This window comes from Trujillonella humicola, assembly GCF_046233715.1.
In the GTDB taxonomy this organism is placed as follows: Bacteria; Actinomycetota; Actinomycetes; order Mycobacteriales; family Geodermatophilaceae; genus Trujillonella; species Trujillonella humicola.
The window spans coordinates 83943-99871 of the sequence record NZ_JBJNRJ010000014.1 but is presented as its reverse complement, the minus strand read 5'-3'; the positions used below and the strand labels follow the sequence as shown (position 1 = coordinate 99871).

Annotated in this window: 14 protein-coding genes; 2 read left to right on the top strand and 12 right to left on the bottom strand. The window is 76.0% G+C overall.

Annotated features, from left to right (window positions below):
* Nucleotides 1-77 precede the first annotated feature (77 nt).
* The 3 genes from ACK586_RS10165 to ACK586_RS10155 all read right to left on the bottom strand — a co-directional run bounded on the left by ACK586_RS10165 (nt 78) and on the right by ACK586_RS10155 (nt 3117).
* Nucleotides 78-1295, bottom strand: coding sequence for a cysteine desulfurase-like protein (locus tag ACK586_RS10165; protein WP_409330361.1), 1218 nt, complete (start codon nt 1293-1295; stop codon nt 78-80).
* A 147-nt stretch (nt 1296-1442) separates the two neighbouring features.
* Nucleotides 1443-1646, bottom strand: a complete 204-nt coding sequence (locus ACK586_RS10160) for a hypothetical protein (RefSeq protein ID WP_409330360.1) — start codon at nt 1644-1646, stop codon at nt 1443-1445.
* Between the two features lie 61 nt (nt 1647-1707).
* The gene (locus ACK586_RS10155) at nt 1708-3117 is read right to left on the bottom strand and encodes a bifunctional 3-(3-hydroxy-phenyl)propionate/3-hydroxycinnamic acid hydroxylase (protein ID WP_409330359.1); all 1410 of its coding nucleotides are present in this window, start codon (nt 3115-3117) and stop codon (nt 1708-1710) included.
* Nucleotides 3118-3265: 148 nt separating this feature from the next.
* On the opposite strand from ACK586_RS10155, the gene ACK586_RS10150 reads away from it, so the two are divergent.
* Nucleotides 3266-4393 (top strand): NDMA-dependent alcohol dehydrogenase, encoded by a 1128-nt coding sequence (locus tag ACK586_RS10150; RefSeq protein ID WP_409330358.1) that lies wholly within the window; start codon nt 3266-3268, stop codon nt 4391-4393.
* Nucleotides 4394-4443: 50 nt separating this feature from the next.
* On the opposite strand, the gene ACK586_RS10145 is transcribed toward ACK586_RS10150, so the two are convergent.
* Nucleotides 4444-6144: an AMP-binding protein gene (locus tag ACK586_RS10145; protein WP_409330357.1), complete on the bottom strand. Its 1701-nt coding sequence runs from the start codon at nt 6142-6144 to the stop codon at nt 4444-4446.
* A gap of 164 nt (nt 6145-6308) precedes the next feature.
* On the opposite strand from ACK586_RS10145, the gene ACK586_RS10140 reads away from it, so the two are divergent.
* Nucleotides 6309-7184: a helix-turn-helix transcriptional regulator gene (locus ACK586_RS10140; RefSeq protein WP_409330356.1), complete on the top strand. Its 876-nt coding sequence runs from the start codon at nt 6309-6311 to the stop codon at nt 7182-7184.
* A 101-nt stretch (nt 7185-7285) separates the two neighbouring features.
* Here ACK586_RS10140 and ACK586_RS10135 read toward each other — a convergent pair whose 3' ends face one another.
* The 8 genes from ACK586_RS10135 to ACK586_RS10100 form a co-directional block, all read right to left on the bottom strand.
* Complete coding sequence (locus ACK586_RS10135) at nt 7286-9181, bottom strand: AAA family ATPase (RefSeq protein WP_409330355.1); 1896 nt, start codon at nt 9179-9181, stop codon at nt 7286-7288.
* A gap of 74 nt (nt 9182-9255) precedes the next feature.
* Nucleotides 9256-10395 carry an NDMA-dependent alcohol dehydrogenase gene (locus tag ACK586_RS10130; RefSeq protein ID WP_409330354.1) on the bottom strand — a complete coding sequence of 380 codons (1140 nt, stop codon included), beginning with the start codon at nt 10393-10395 and terminating at the stop codon, nt 9256-9258.
* Nucleotides 10396-10546: 151 nt separating this feature from the next.
* Nucleotides 10547-11254: a hypothetical protein gene (locus ACK586_RS10125; protein WP_409330353.1), complete on the bottom strand. Its 708-nt coding sequence runs from the start codon at nt 11252-11254 to the stop codon at nt 10547-10549.
* A 90-nt stretch (nt 11255-11344) separates the two neighbouring features.
* Nucleotides 11345-12019, bottom strand: a complete 675-nt coding sequence (locus ACK586_RS10120) for a hypothetical protein (protein ID WP_409330352.1) — start codon at nt 12017-12019, stop codon at nt 11345-11347.
* A gap of 63 nt (nt 12020-12082) precedes the next feature.
* The gene (locus ACK586_RS10115) at nt 12083-12625 is read right to left on the bottom strand and encodes an MOSC domain-containing protein (protein WP_409330351.1); all 543 of its coding nucleotides are present in this window, start codon (nt 12623-12625) and stop codon (nt 12083-12085) included.
* Nucleotides 12626-12690: 65 nt separating this feature from the next.
* Complete coding sequence (locus tag ACK586_RS10110) at nt 12691-13812, bottom strand: XdhC family protein (RefSeq protein WP_409330350.1); 1122 nt, start codon at nt 13810-13812, stop codon at nt 12691-12693.
* A 66-nt stretch (nt 13813-13878) separates the two neighbouring features.
* Nucleotides 13879-15009 (bottom strand): vWA domain-containing protein, encoded by a 1131-nt coding sequence (locus ACK586_RS10105; RefSeq protein WP_409330349.1) that lies wholly within the window; start codon nt 15007-15009, stop codon nt 13879-13881.
* The gene (locus ACK586_RS10100; protein ID WP_409330348.1) at nt 14999-15910 is read right to left on the bottom strand and encodes an AAA family ATPase; all 912 of its coding nucleotides are present in this window, start codon (nt 15908-15910) and stop codon (nt 14999-15001) included. Before ACK586_RS10100 ends, ACK586_RS10105 begins: the two co-directional genes overlap by 11 nt.
* Nucleotides 15911-15929: the final 19 nt, after the last annotated feature.

Sequence of the window (15929 nt, the reverse complement as noted above, 5' to 3'; positions counted from 1 at the left end):
GGACCGAACCGACAGATCCCGTTGAAGACTCGAAGTCAGTCAGGCGCTGGGTCAGGAACGACCGCTGCGGGGCGCGCCTACATCCTCACTGTCAGGCGCCGAGCAGGTCGGTGAGGCCGGCGAGCAGGCGGTCGACGTCCTCGTCGTCGGTGTAGGGCGCCATGCCCACCCGCAGGCCCCCCGGCATCCCCGAGCCCGAGCCGGCGGGCGGGCTCGATCGCGTAGAAGGAGCCGGCCGGCGCGTTGACGTCCCGCGCGGCCAGGCCGCGGGACAGCTCCGCCGCCGGGTGCCCGTCGGCGGTCAGCAGCAGGGTCGGCGTGCGGTGCCGCGCCCGCGACCACACGGTGACGCCGGGCAGCCGCGCCAGGACCTCCTCGGTGCGCATCCGCAGCCGGTCCTCGTGCTCCTCGAGCGCGGCCAGCCCGGCCAGCAGCCGGGCCCGCCGGTCGCCGTCCGCCCCGCCGAGGCCGGCCAGGTAGTCGACCGCCGCCGTCGTCCCGGCGAGCAGCTCGTAGGGCAGCGTGCCGAGCTCGAACCGCTCCGGGACGGCGTCCGTCGAGGGCAGCAGCTTGTCCGGGTGCAGGGTCTCCAGCAGCGCCGGCGCGGCGACCACGCAGCCCAGGTGCGGGCCGAGGAACTTGTACGGCGAGCACGCGAAGAAGTCGGCGCCGAGCGCCGCGACGTCGACGGGCGCGTGCGCGGCGAGGTGGACGCCGTCGACGTACGCCAGAGCGCCGGCCCCGTGGACGAGCGCGGTGATCGCCGGGACGTCGGGCCGGGTGCCGATGAGGTTCGACGCACCGGTCAGCGCCACCAGCCGGGTCCGCCCGGAGAGGACGGCGGCGACGGCGTCCGGCTCGAGCTCGCCGGTGGCCGGGTCGAGATCGGCCCACCGGACCGTGGCCCCGCGCGCCGCGGCTGCCTGCACCCACGGGCGGACGTTGGCGTCGTGGTCCAGCCGGGTCACCACGACCTCGTCGCCCGGCCCCCAGGAGGCCGCCAGCGTCCGGGACAGGTCGTAGGTCAGCTGCGTCATGCTGCGGCCGAAGACGACGCCGCGCGGGTCGCCGCCCACCAGGTCGGCCACGGCGGCCCGCGCCGCGAGGACGACGTCGTCGGCGGTGCGCTCGGCCCGGGTGAGCCGGCCACGGTTGGCGATCGGGCTGGTCAGCGTGGCCGCCACCGCCTCGGCCACCGGCAGCGGCACCTGGGAGCCACCGGGGCCGTCGAAGTGCGCGGCGCCGGCGCGCAGCGCGGGGAAGGCGGACCGGACGGCGGCGACGTCGTAGCTCACCCCGTCAGCATGGCTCCCCCGCCGGGTCGGCCGCCCGGCACTGCCGCGTCGCGGACCCCGGTGCCGCGGCACAGCGCGGCACCGGGGTCCGCAGCGCGGCAGTGCCGCGCTGCAGCGGGGCGGGAGGGGCGGTCGGGCGGGAAGTCCTCAGGTCCCGGCGACGTTGCCCAGGCCGCCGCCCCCGGCGAACTCGCCGGCCAGCGTCATCGGGTCCAGGCCCAGCTCGCCGAGCACCCCGCCGTGCTCGTGGATGTCCACGGAGTCGGGGAGCTCGCGGTCGGCGCGCTCGGCGGCGGCGTCGTCCCCGCGGGTGCGGAGCAGGTCCACGATCTGGGACTTGTCGGTCTGCATGGCCGCCCCCTACCCCGCCGGGCGGCGCGCACCCGCTCCCGCGGGGCACAGTCGTACCCCCTCAGCGGGCCGAGCGGACCACCCGGTCGGGCCGGACGACGACCGACCGCGCCCCGCCCAGCCACGCGGTGAGGACGCCGTCGGTGTCGGCGATGCCGGTCCGCCGGCCGGCGGCGTGCACCACCAGCCCGTCCCTCGCGCGGGACAGCGTCGCCGTCCCGGTGCCGAGGACGTCGTCCACCGCGCAGGTGCGGCCGTCGACCGCGATCCGCGCCCGGGGCAGCAGCGTCCCGGCCAGCCGGCGTCCGGCGCGGCCCGAGCGCTCCACCAGCGGGCCCGGGCGCAGCGGCGGCGTGCGGCTGTCGGTGGCGAAGGCGGCGACCGCGGGCACGGAGCGCACCCCGGCCAGGACCGCGCGGCGCACGCCGGCGGCACCCCGCCCGCCGCCGGTCATCAGCGCCCCGACGAGCACGGCGAGCCGCACCAGTGCCCGGGCGTGCGGCGCCCGCTCGCCCTCGTGGGTGTCCAGCAGCGCGTCGTCCTCGCCGGCCAGGACGGCGGCGAGCTTCCACGTCACCTGGTGGACGTCGCGCAGCCCCAGCCCCAGGCCCTGCCCGATGAACGGCGGGGTGAGGTGGGCGGCGTCGCCGGCGAGGAGCACCCGCCCCGCCCGCCAGCGGTCGGCCACCTGCGCGCGGTAGACGTACTCGGCCGTGCGCACGACCTCGGCCCCTTGTGCACGGAAGGGCGCGAGGAGGTCGGCCAGCGGCAGGTCCGCGGCGGACTCCCCCGGGGCCAGCCGCGTCTCGAAGCGGTAGCGGTCCCCGGCCACCGGCATGAACGTCGCGGCGCGGTGCGGGTCGCAGACCTGGTGCACGCCCGGCCACACCGGCAGCGGGCGAGCCGCGCGCAGGTCGGCCACGAGCCAGCGGTCCGAGCGGCCGAGGTCGCGCATCCGGGCGCCGATCAGCCGGCGCACCGTGCTGCCCGCGCCGTCGCAGCCGAGCACGGCCGGCGCCGGAACGGACCGGTCCGCCAGGTGGACGACGACCCCGCCGGGGACCGGGGTCAGCCCCGTGACCGCCGCCCCCCGCTCCACCCGGACCAGCGGCTCGCGCTCCACCGCCGCGCGCAGGATCTGCTCCAGGTCCGGCTGGTGGAACATCGACGCCTGCGGCCAGCCGTGCCGGCCGGCGCGTGGATCGCGGCCGAACTCGGCCAGCACCCCGGCCCGTGCGTCGAGCAGCCGCAGCCCCGACGCCGGGCGGCTGACCGCCAGGAACTCGTCGGCCACCCCGGCGTCGGACAGCGCCCGCAGCGCCTCGTCGTCCAGGTGGACCGCCCGGGGGCAGCCGTAGGGCACCGCGTGCCGCTCGAGGACCAGCGCCGGCACCCCGCGCCGGGCCAGCAGCAGCGCCGCCGTCAGCCCGACCGGGCCGGCGCCGACCACGACCACCTCGGCGCCGGACATGGTCGCCAGTCTGCGGGAACGCTGCACGACGTTGCAGCGCGCGGCCCTGCGGTTGCCGCCTCCGGCCCCGCTCCCGAGGCTGGGCGGGGTCCGCCGGTCGCGGCGGCCGGGACGCCCGTGGACGGCGACGGGCAGGGGAGGGGACGTCGTGAAGACCAAGGGCGCGCTGCTGTGGGGCGTGGGCGAGGAGTGGTCGATCGAGGAGATCGAGCTGGGCGACCCGAAGGAGGGCGAGGTCCAGGTGCAGCTCGCCGCCTCGGGCCTGTGCCACAGCGACGAGCACCTCGTCACCGGCGGCACCCCGGTCGCCTTCTACCCGGTCATCGGCGGGCACGAGGGCTCCGGCGTGGTCACGAAGGTGGGCCCCGGGGTGCAGGGGCTGCGGGAGGGCGACCACGTCGTCACCGCGTTCATCCCGGCGTGCGGGCAGTGCCCGCCGTGCTCGAAGGGGATGCAGAACCTCTGCGACCTCGGCGCCAACCTGCTGGCCGGCACCTCGATCTCCGACGGCAGCTACCGGGTGCAGGCCCGGGGCAGGGACGTCATCCCGATGTGCCTGCTGGGCACGTTCTCGCCCTACATCACCGTGCACCAGGCCTCGGTGGTCAAGATCGAGCCCGACATCCCGCTGGAGGTCGCGGCGCTCGTCGGCTGCGGCGTCACCACGGGCTGGGGCTCGGCGACGAAGGTGGCCGACGTCCGGCCCGGTGAGAACGTCGTCGTCATGGGGGTCGGCGGGGTCGGCATGAACGCCGTCCAGGGCGCGGCGGCGGCCGGCGCCAAGCGGGTGTTCGCGATCGACCCCGTGCCGCGCAAGCGCGAGTGGGCCATGGAGATGGGCGCGACGCACGCCTTCGCCAGCATCGAGGAGGCCACCGGCCCGATCAACGAGCTCACCTGGGGGCGGATGGCCGAGAAGGTCATCATCACCGTCGGCGACATCCAGGGCGAGGACGTCGGCGCCGCGCTGAGCGTCACCGGCAAGGGCGGTCGCGCCGTCGTCACCGGGATGGGCAACGCGGCGAACACCGACGTGAAGGTCAGCCTGTTCGAGCTCGCCCTGCTGCAGAAGGACCTGCAGGGCGCGATCTTCGGCGGCCTCTCGCCGCGCTCGGCAATCCCCGAGCTGCTGGCGCTCTACCAGGAGGGGCAGCTCAAGCTCGACGAGCTGGTGACCACGAAGTACTCGCTGGAGGAGGTCAACCAGGGCTACCAGGACATGCGGGACGGCACGAACATCCGCGGGATGATCGTCTACACCGACGCCGACCGCTGAGCCCCCCGCGGAGTGCGAGAGCGCAGGTCTCCTGCCTTCTCGCACTCCGCTCAGCCGCGCAGCTCGGGGAAGTCGGTGTCCGCGAACTCGGTGTCGCTGCCGGCCGGCGCCAGCCGCTCCTCGCGCTCGCGCAGCTCGACCCGGCGGATCTTGCCCGAGATCGTCTTGGGCAGCTCCGCGAACTCCAGCCGGCGCACCCGCAGGTAGGGAGCCAGCCGCTCGCGGGCGTGGCGCAGCACGGCCAGGGCCGTGTCCGCGGACGGCTCCCAGCCCGGCGCCAGGGTCACGTACGCCTTGGGGACGGCGGCGCGCACCGGGTCGGGCACCGGGACGACGGCGGCCTCGACCACGGCCGGGTGCTCGATCAGCACGCTCTCGAGCTCGAACGGGCTGATCTTGTAGTCGCTGGCCTTGAAGACGTCGTCGGTGCGCCCGACGTAGGTGATGTAGCCCTCCGCGTCCCGGGTCGCGACGTCGCCGGTGTGGTACCAGCCGCCGGCCATCGCCTCCGCGGCCCGCTCGGGGTCGCCCTGGTAGCCGGTCATCAGGTTCAGCGGCCGCTGCGACAGGTCGAGGCAGATCTCCCCCTCGTCGCCGGGCTCCCCGGTGACCGGGTCCACGAGCACGACCGGCACCCCGGGCAGCGCCCGCCCCATGGAGCCCGGCACGACGCGCGAGCCGGGGGTGTTCCCGACCGACGCCGTCGTCTCGGTCTGGCCGTAGCCGTCGCGCAGCGTGAGCCCCCAGTGCCTGCGGACCTGCTCGATCACCTCGGGGTTGAGCGGCTCCCCCGCGGCGATCACCTCGCGCAGCGAGCCGGCGCCGCCGGACAGGTCGGCCTGGATGAGCATCCGCCATACGGTGGGCGGCGCGCAGAAGGTGGTGATGCCGGCCGACCGGATCCGCTCCAGCAGCGCCGGGGCGTCGAAGCGCTTGTAGTTGTAGAGGTAGACCGTCGCCTCGGCCGCCCACGGCGCGAAGAAGCAGCTCCAGGCGTGCTTGGCCCAGCCCGGTGAGCTGATGTTGAGGTGCACGTCGCCGGGGCGCAGGCCCAGCCAGAACATCGTCGACAGGTGCCCGACCGGGTAGCTGACCTGGGTGTGCTCGACGAGCTTGGGCCGGCTGGTGGTGCCGCTGGTGAAGTACAGGAGCAGCGGGTCGGTCGCCGTCGTCCCGGGGTGGCCGGGTGGCTGCTCGGGGGCGCCGTCCGCGTCGGCGTAGCTCGCCCAGCCCGGCACCCGGCCACCGACCACGATCCGCCCGTAGTCGCCGGGGACGCCGTCGAACTTGGCGGCGTCCGCCGCGTCGGCGATCACGTGCCGGGCACCGCCGCGGGCGATGCGGTCGGCGAGGTCCGCCGGCCCCAGCGCCGTGGTGGTCGGCATGATGACCGCGCCGAGCTTCATCACGGCGAGCATGGACTCCCACAGCTCGACCCGGTTGCCGAGCATGAGGACGACGCGGTCGCCCTTCGCCACCCCCCGGTCGCGCAGCCAGCCGGCCACCTGGTCCGAGCGGCGGGCCAGGGTGTCGAACGACCAGCTCCCCTCGCTCCCGTCCTCCTCGGCGACGACCAGTCCCGGGCGGTCGACGCCGCGGGCGACGGCGTCGAACCAGTCCACGGCCCAGTTGAACGGCCCGTCGAACTCCGGCCAGCGGAACTCCGCGACCGCCCGGTCGTGGTCCCCGCTCCAGCCCAGCAGCTGGTCGCGGGCGGCGCGGTAGCGGGCGGTGGCCGGGGTGTCGGGCATGCCGGTGATCCTGGGAGCGCCCGGGCGACGCCGCCACCCCCGATCGCGCCGGGACCGCTGCCGTTGCAGCGACGTTGCAGTCCGGGGCCGCGAGGTCCCCTCGGGCACCCGGGCTGCACTAGCGTGATCGGCGTCACCCGACCGCCGCCACGGGAGGAGCCGTCGTGTCCGTCCCGGCCGCCCGCCCCGACGACCGCGACGCGCTGCGCGCCGCGGTGCGCGAGGTGCACGCCCGGTCGGGGATGGGCGTCGTCTTCGGTGGCCCGGTGCGGGCCGCCCGCGACGGGGCGGCCATCCGCATCGGCGAGCTGCTCGGCGCCCGCACCCCGCACCTGCGCGGCCTGGAGGTGCGGGCCGGTGCCGGCCTGGGCGGCCGGGTGCTCGCCGAGGGCCGGCCGGCGGGGGTGGAGCACTACGAGCGGTCCCTGGACATCACGCACGAGTACGACGGGCCGGTGCTGGCCGAGGGGCTGTGCACGGTCGTCGCCGTCCCGGTGCTGGTGGCCGGCCGGCCCCGGGCGGTGGTCTACGCCGCCTCGCGCGAGCGGGGCTCGGTGGGCGACCGGGTGCGCGACGCCCTGGCCCGCTCGGCGCGGCGGATGGCCGCCGAGCTCGCGATCCGCGACGAGGTGGACCGGCGGGTGGCGCTGCTCGCCGCGGCGTCCACCGCCCCGCGCGGGGACGACGACCCGGCCCGCTGGGAGGAGGTGCGGGCGGTGCACGCCGACCTCCGGCTGGCCGCCCAGGCCACCGCCGACGAGTCGCTGCGGCAGCGGTTGCTCGACGCGTGCACCCGCCTCGCCGCGGTCGGCGCGCCACCCGAGCCGGCCGTCGAGCTCCCGCCGGTGCACCTGTCGGCCCGTGAGCTCGACGTCCTGGCCCAGGTCGCGCTGGGCTGCAGCAACCGCGAGGCCGCCGCCCGGCTGTCGCTGCAGCCGGAGACGGTGAAGAGCTACCTCGGCGCGGCGATGGCCAAGCTCGACGCGCACACGAGGCTCGAGGCGGTCGTCCACGCCCGCCGCCTGGGCCTGCTCCCCTAGCCGGCCTCCTCCCCGAGCGGGCCTCCTCCCCTGCGACGAGATCTGCACACTCGACGCCATCGACGGCTGATGGCGACGACTGTGCAGATCTCGCCGGCGGTTCAGCCCAGCAGTCTCGTGAGGGCCGGGCCCAGGTCGCGGATCGAGCGGACCATCTCCGCCGACCCGCCGCCGCGGGCGGCGAGCGCGCGGGCCGCCGCCTCCGCCTCCGGCGTGGGCAGCGGGCACAGCACGTGCAGCCGGTCGATGCCGCCCAGCGCCGTCTCCGGCGGGTCGCCGGTGGTGTGCAGGCAGTCGGACAGCAGGACGGCGACGCGCTCGTCGGCCACCGCCGGCAGCAGCTGACCGCGGACCGCCCGCAGCGCCGCCGCGAGGTCGGTCATCCCGTGCCCGCGCAGCGTGACCAGGTGCTGGACCAGGTCCTCCGGCACGCGTCGCTGCCCGTGCCGCTGCACCACGTCCACCTCGCGGCCGAAGGTGAGCACGCTGGTCTGCAGCCGCTCGTCGGCGGTGAGCACCACCCCCGCGGCCGCGACCGCGGCGATCGCCACCCCGAGCCCGGTCATCGAGCCGGAGGTGTCCACGGCCAGGCACACCGCGCGACGGGCTCCGGTCCACGTGCGGGTCACCAGGTCCTCCGGCGCGAGCGCCCGGCCGGGGTCCCAGCGGTCGAGGGTGCGGTCGAGGTCCAGGTCGCCGTCCCCCCGGCGGTCGGGGACCAGCCGGCGGGTGCCGCGGGTGCGCGTCCGGCCGACCCGCCCGACCTGGACGAACACCCGGGCGGCCACCCGCTGGGCCGCGGCCCGCAGCTCGCGGTCGGTGGCCAGCGCCAGGTCGGTGAGCAGGGCCGCGGCGGCGTCGGCGTCCTGCGCCATCAGCGCGGAGAACGCCTCCTCGTCGAACTCCCCCACCTCGGGGCTGACCTCGGCGAACGCCTCGTGCCGGGCGGCCATCTCCCGCCGGCCGGTCTGCCGGCGGGCACCGCCGCCGCGCCGGTCGCGGCGCAGGGAGGACGCGGACTCCGGGCCCGCCTGCTCGGCAGGCGGGCCCTCACCTTTTCCCGAGCCGCCCGGGGGCTCCTGGTCGCCGGACGACGGCGGCTCCGGTTCCAGCGGCGGCGCGTCGGCCGGCCAGACCTCGTCGAGCAGGTCGTCGACGACGGCCTCGGGGGTGCGCTCCACGCCGTCGGCGACGCGGATCCGGCCCGACAGCGCCGCGTAGGCGGCGTCGCGGGCGGTGTCGCGGGCCCCGTCGTCCCGCAGACCGCCCAGACCGCGCATCTCCAGCAGGCCACCCAGCAGCAGGACCAGGTCGATCGCGCCGCGCACCGAGGAACCCATCCGCACGTCGCGGTGCTCCCGGGAGGCGCGCACCAGACGGACGGCGAGCGTGGTCAGCTCGGCGGGGGCCGCGGTCACGGCCGCGGTGATCGAGCGCTCGGCCGCGGCGTCCTGGTAGCCGAGGACCACGCGGCACATCCGGTCGGCGATGGCCTGCCCGACGCGGGCGGTGCCGATGGCGTCGAAGGGGTTCATCGCGGCGATCAGCCGGAAGCCGGCGGCCGCCCGCACGTGCCCGAGCCGGGGCACGGTGATCTCGCCCTCGGTCAGCACGGTGATGAGGACGTTGAGCGTCTCCTCGGGGATGCGGTTGAGCTCCTCGAGGTAGAGCAGGCCCGAGCCGCGCATGGCGGTCAGGAGCGGGCCGTCGGTGAAGCTCTCCGGGACGTAGCCGCCGGCGAGGACGGCGGCGGGGTCGTACTGGCCGATCAGCCGGGCCGGGGTGAGCTCGGCGTTGCCCTCGACGAAGACGACCTCCTGGCCGACGTCGGCGGCGATCGCCCGCAGCAGCGTCGACTTGCCCGTGCCCGGCGGCCCCTCGAGGACCACGTGCCGGTTGGTGCGCAGCGCGACGGTGAGCACCTCGCGCTCGCGGCGCAGGCCGATGACGGGGTGCGGCGCGGTGTCCGGCGCCGTCCCGGGTGGTGCCTGGGTCACTCGACCCCTCTCCTGCTCGGCGAGATCCGCCCACCCGCCCCGCGCGGTGACGGGTGGGCAGATCTCGCGGGACCTCAGGCGGGTGCGCCCTCCAGCGGCGGGGTGTCGAACAGGACCACGCCGCGGATGTTCTTCCCGTCCACCAGGTCCTGGTACCCCTCGTTGACCTGGTCGAGCGTGTAGGTCTTCGTGATCAGCTCGTCGAGCTTGAGGTCCCCGGACTGGTAGAGCTCGACCATCTTCGGGATGTCGTGGAAGGGGTCACCGGAGCCGAAGAGGCTGCCCTTCACCGTCTTCTCGAACAGGGTGAGCATCGCGCTGTTGAGCTCGATGTTGTTCTTGGTCGGGTCGGCCAGCCCGGTGATGACGGCGACGCCGCCCTTGCGGATCGTGTTGACCGCGTCGCCGACCACCTTCGCGTCGACCACGCCGACGGTGATGATCGCCTTGTCCGCGCCGACGCCGCGGGTGAGCTCCTGGATCAGCTCGTGGGCCTCCTCGGCGGTCTCGCAGCTGTGCGTGGCGCCCAGCTGCTCGGCCGCCTCCCGCTTGTTGGGCAGCGGGTCGACGGCGACGACGTTGCGCGCCCCGGCGAGCGCCGCGCCCTGCACGCTGTTGATGCCGATCCCGCCGATCCCGTAGATCACGATCGTGTCGCCGGCCTCGGTGGCAGCGGCGTGCACCGCCGAGCCCCAGCCGGTGGGCACGCCGCAGCCGATGAGCACGACCTTGTCCAGCGGCAGGTCGGGGTCGACCTTCACCGCGGAGTTCTCGCTGATGACGGCCCGCTCGCTGAACGTGCCCAGCATGCACATGCCGCCGTAGTCGTTGCCCTGCTCGTCGTGGAAGCGGTACGTGCCGTCGGCCAGCATCCCGTCGAGGATCGTCGCGCCCATGTCGCACAGGTTCGACTTGCCCGTCGAGCACCAGCGGCAGTGGCCGCAGACCGGCAGGAACGAGCAGATCACGTGGTCGCCGGGCTGCAGGCGGGTGACGCCGGGGCCGACCCTCTCGATGATCCCGGCGCCCTCGTGGCCACCGACGATCGGGAAGCGGGGGACGATGTCGCCGTGCCGCAGGTGCTCGTCGGAGTGGCACAGACCCGCCGCGACGTAGCGGATCAGCACCTCGCCGGCCTTGGGTTCGTCGAGTTCCAGCTCGGTGATCTCGAACGGCTGACCGACGTCGCGGAGTACGGCTGCCCTGGTCTTCATCGACCCTCCAGTCCCCGGCCGCCAGCGCGCGCCGGACGTGCTACACGGACGAGTTCCGGCGGGTCGCCCCTGGAGCGCCCGGCCGGGTGAGGGCCATCCTGCGGAGACGGGTGTGACGACGGCCACCCCCGGACGGGGGGAGGCGCGACGCTCAGTCGCCGAGATCGCCGAGATCGAGGAAGTCCGCCGGCGGCACGATCGGCTCGACGCCACCGAAGGCGCTCAGCCGCACGGACCCCATGACCGGCGTCGACGTCTCGAGCGGGTACGGGGTCCCCTCCGCCGCGATCGCGAGCACGCTGCCGTCGGAGGACGCCACCAGCCACACCGGTTTCCCGTCGAGCTCCCCGGTGGTCACCTCCTCGGCGATCGTCGCCCCGGTCGGCGACCGGATCTCGGCGGCGAGGACGGCGAGCGTCATCTCCTCCGCCCCCAGCAGGGGATCGGGCGGGGTGCGCACCCAGGTGCCGGCCATCGCGTCGATCAGCGGGTCCGGCAGGCCCTGCTGCTCCCAGAACGAGGCCGCCGCCTGCAGGTAGAGGGTCCCGCGGCTCATCAGGATCCGCATCGACTGCCCGTCGACGACCATCGACGCGTCGACGTCCCCGCCCTGCAGGCGCATGTCGAGGTCGGCCTTGCTGCCGTGCATGCCCATCGAGCCCTGGACGCGGACCGATCCCGCGGCCTCCAGCGCGTCGGCGGCCGCGTCGGCGAGCTCGGGTCCGGGCAGCTCGGCGGCCGCGGGGGCGGCCGACGAGACCCGTGCGGCGGGGGACGCCTGCCCGTCGACGACGGTGGCGCCGCAGGCGCTCAGCAGCAGGGCGGAGAGCCCGGCGAGGGCCAGGGCACGGACGCGCATGGTGTTCCGATCGTCGCGGGGCGCCGACCGAGGAGGCGCCGGCGTCCAGGTGGATCGGCAGCCACCCCTGCCGGCGTGACCTCCCCGGGGTCAGCCGGCGCCGAGCTCCGCGAGGTCGAGGGCGCCCTCCGGCGCGGTGATGTCCTGCTCCTCGCCGAAGCCGCTGAAGGTGAGCGTGCCGCTGCCGCCGTCGGCGTCGGTGATCTGTAGCGGGTAGGACGGGTCGTCGTCGGCCACGAACAGCTCGCTGCCGTCCTCCTGCTGCACCACGACGACGTCCTGACCGTCGAGCTCGTCCTCGCGGACCTCCTCGGCGACGGGGGTGTCCGGGTTGCGCAGGCTGTCGGCGATGCCGGCCAGGGTGAGGTCGGCGAAGTCCTCCGAGCCGCCCGGGACGACGACCCACTGGCCGCCCAGCGAGGCGGCGACCTGCTGCGGTATGCCACTGGCCGCCCAGAACTCGGCGGCGGCCCGGAGGTACTGGGCGCCGTCGACGAGGACGAGCTCCAGCTCGGTGCCGTCCACGGAGAGGCTGCCGGCCGCGTCCTCGCCCTGCAGCTGCATGTCGATCTCGGCCTCGGTGCCGTCCTGGCTCATCGCGCCCCGGACGTGCACGGCGCCGGCCTCCTCGAGGGCGTCGGCCGCCGCGTCGGCGACCTCGGTCCCCGACAGGCCGTCGAGCGGGCTGCGGCTGCCGGCGTCACCCCCGCACGCGGTGAGCAGCAGGGCCGCGGACGCCGCGACGGCGAGAGAGGGCAGACGCATGTCGCGATCGTGCGGTGACCCGGAGATCACAGCAGGCAACTGCCAGGTGACGGCGTGTCGCGGTCAGCGCGGGATCCGGGGGCCCGGGCGCACCGCGTCGCCGGCGCGGGTCGCGTCGAGCGGGACGGCGCTGGTGAGCACCGCCGGCCCCACCCGCAGCACGCCGTCGGTCAGCGCCGCGCAGCGGATCCCGCCCCGGCCGCGCAGGCCGCGGTGCGCGCCGGGCGCGAGGACGACGTCCATCCAGGCGCACGGGTGGGCCGGCCGGCCCCCGCGCAGCCGGACGACGCCCGCACCGCAGTCCAGCGCGAACTCCTGCCCGCGCAGCGCCTCCACCTCGGCACCGCGCAGGACGACGGTGCGCCGGGCGAGCAGCGGGTCGAACGGCGGCACACCGAGCCCGGCGGCCAGCGCCTCCAGCGACTCGACGGCCAGCACGGTCAGCGCCGCGTCGCGGTGGGCGGCCCGCCCCGCGTACCGGTCCCCGACGACGCCGTACCCGGCCCGCACCTCGGCGCGGCCGACCGCGTCGGACGCCTGCGCCGGCACCGTGCCGCCGGGCCGGCCGTCGTAGCGGTGCACCGGGGAGACGACCAGCCCGACCACCTCGACGTCGTACCGGGAGGTCGACTCCCCACCGAAGTGGCCATCTCGGCGGTCGAGGACGCCGCTCAGCGCTCGGCCGTCTTGTGGATGGGCCCGGCGACGCCGGTGAGCCGCTCGCCCGTTCCGCCCCAGCGGCCGGCGATGATCTCCGCGGCGATCGACACGGCGGTCTCCTCCGGGGTGCGGGCGCCGAGGTCCAGCCCGATCGGCGAGGAGAGCCGGGCGAGCTCGGCGTCGGTCATGCCCGCCTCGCGCAGCCGCGCCAGTCGCTCGTCGTGCGTGCGGCGCGAGCCCATCGCCCCGACGTAGGCCACCGGCAGCCGCAGCGCGACCTCCAGCAGCGGCACGTCGAACTTCGGGTCGTGGGTGAGCACGCACAGCACCGTGCGCTCGTCGATCCGGCCGCCGTCCACCTCCTCCTGCAGGTACCGGTGCGGCCAGTCGACGACCACCTCGTGGGCGTCGGGGAACCGCTTGGCCGTGGCGAACACCGGCCGGGCGTCGCAGACGGTGACCCGGTAGCCGAGGAAGGCCCCGACGCGGGCGACGGCCGCGGCGAAGTCGATCGCGCCGAAGACCACCATCCGGGCGGCCGGGGCGAAGGAGTTGACGAAGAGCGTGAGGTCGTCGCCGCGGCGCTCGCCGTCGTGGCCGACGTGCAGCAGCCCGGTGCGGCCGGCGGCCAGCATGCCGCGGGCGTCGGCGGCCACGGCGTCGTCGAGCCGCTGCAGGCCCAGGGTGCCCGAGGCGCGGTCGGGCCACAGGACCAGCCGCTTGCCGAGCCGGTCCTCGGGCCCCTTCACGCAGGTGACGACGGCGACCGGCTCGTGCCGGCCGACCGACTCGGCGACCTGCCCGAGCTCGGGGAACGACTCGCGCGACACCTGCTCGACGAAGACGTCGAGGATCCCGCCGCAGGTCAGCCCGACGGCGAAGGCGTCGTCGTCGCTGACGCCGTAGCGCTCCAGCGTGGGCACGCCGGACTCCACGACGTCGCGCGCCTCCTCGTAGACCGCCCCCTCGACGCAGCCGCCGGAGACGCTGCCGACCGCCGTGCCGTCCGGGCCGACCAGCATCGACGCGCCGGCCGGCCGCGGCGCCGAGCGCCAGGTGGCCACGACGGTCCCCATGCCGACCGTCTCCCCGGCCTGCCACCAGCCGACCAGGTCGTCGAGCACGTCACGCATGTACGCCTCCCGGTAGTGGAGTGCCGGAGCGCAGGAGACCTGCACCGGGGCACTCCGCACAACGCCTCAACACCTCTGGATCACTCCCGTGAGCTCCTCGAACGCGGCGAGGCTGTGCCCGGCCACGAACGCGTCGAGCGACGGCAGGGCCGCCTGCATCCCGCCGGTCAGCGGCTCGTACCCTGCCCGGCCCTTGTGCGGGTTGACCCACACGACCGCGTGCGCGAGCCGGCGCAGCCGGGCCATCTGCTCGCCGAGCAGCTCGGTGCCCCCGCGCTCCCAGCCGTCGCTGCAGACGACGACGACGGCGCCGCGGGCGGTGCCGCGCTGGCCCCACCGGTCGAGGAAGGCCTTGAGCACCTCGCCCAGCCGGGTGCCGCCCGACCAGTCCGGGATCGCCGCCCCGCTCGCGGCCAGCGCCTTGTCCGGGTCGCGCAGCCGCAGCTCCCGGGTCACCCGCGTGAGCCGGGTGCCGATCGTGAACACCTCGGTCGCCGCGGGGTGGGCGCGAACCGCCGCGTGGGCGTACCGGAGCAGCGCGTCGGCGTAGGGGCTCATCGAGCCGGAGACGTCGATCAGCAGGACGACGCGGCGCGGGCGCGGGCGGGCCCGGCGGTGCAGCAGCCGGGTGACCTCGCCGCCGTCGCGCAGCGCCCGGCGCACCGTGCGCGACGCGTGCACGGAGCCGTGCGCGCTGGGCCGCCGACGGCGCGAGGCCCGCATCGGCGACGCCGGCCGCAGCAGGGCGAACAGCCGGCGCAGTTCCTCGCGCTCGGCGACGGTGAGCTCGGCGACGTCCCGGTGGCGCAGGACCTCGTCGGCGCTGGCCTGCCCGGCGACGTCGGAGGGGGCGTCGTCCTCCCCCTCGCCGGTGCCGGCCTCGAGCGGCGCGGACAGCGCCTCGACCGGCTTCGGCTGGGCCGGCGAGGAGCGCATCCGCGGCGCCTCCCCACCGAAGTACGCGGCGAAGGCGGCGTCGTAGCGCTCCAGGTCGTCGGGCCCGCCGCACAGGGTCAGCCGGCCGGCCCAGTACACGTCCGTGGCGTCCAGGACGTCGAGGGCGCCGACCGCCTCCAGCATCGCCTCGACCCGGTCCGGCGAGGCCGCCACCCCGGCGACGCGCAGGGTCCGGGCGAAGCCGAGGACGGTCGCGACGACGTCCCGCGCGGCCCCGTTCTCCGCCGCCTCAGCCGCCACCGAAGAGCGCCCCGCGGGCCAGGGAGTGCACCCGGTCGGTGTCCTCGCGGTACTTCAGCACCGCGCCGAGGGTCCGGGCGGCGAGGTCCGGGTCGAGCTCGCGGGCGCCCAGGGCGTGCAGGGCGCTGGCCCAGTCCATCGCCTCGGCCACGCCCGGCGGCTTGACCAGGTCCAGACCGCGCAGCTTCGCCGTCGCCGCGGCGACCTCCCGCGCCAGCCGCTCGGTGACCTCCGGCAGGCGGGTGCGCAGGATCGCCACCTCGCGGTCGAAGTCGGGGTGCTGCAGCCAGTGGTAGAGGCAGCGGCGCTTGAGCGCGTCGTGCACCTCGCGGGTGCGGTTGGAGGTCAGCACGACCAGCGGGGGCACCTCCGCCCGGACCGTGCCGAGCTCGGGGATGGAGATCGTGAAGTCCGACAGCACCTCGAGCAGGAACGCCTCGAACTCGTCGTCGGCGCGGTCGACCTCGTCGACCAGGAGCACGCTGGGGGAGTCCTCCAGCGCCTGGAGCAGCGGGCGGGCCAGCAGGAACCGGCGGTCGTAGAGCGAGGCCTCCAGGGCCTGCGTGTCCCCCGTCGCGTGCGCGGCCTCGGCGGCCCGCAGGTGCAGCAGCTGTCGGCCGAAGTCCCAGTCGTAGAGCGCCTGGCTGGCCTCCAGGCCCTCGTAGCACTGCAGGCGGTACAGCGGGCGGCCGGTCACCTCGGCCAGCGCGCGGGCCAGCGCGGTCTTGCCGACCCCCGCCTCGCCCTCGAGGAACAGCGGACGGCGCATGACCAGCGCCAGGTACGCCGCGGTGGCCAGGCCCTCGTCGGGCAGGTAGCCGGTCGCGCGCAGGGCGCCGGCCAGCGACTCCGGGTCGGGGAAGCCGACGCCGGGGGTGGCCGGCAGCGTGGTCTCGCTCACGCCGCCGAGCATCCCACCT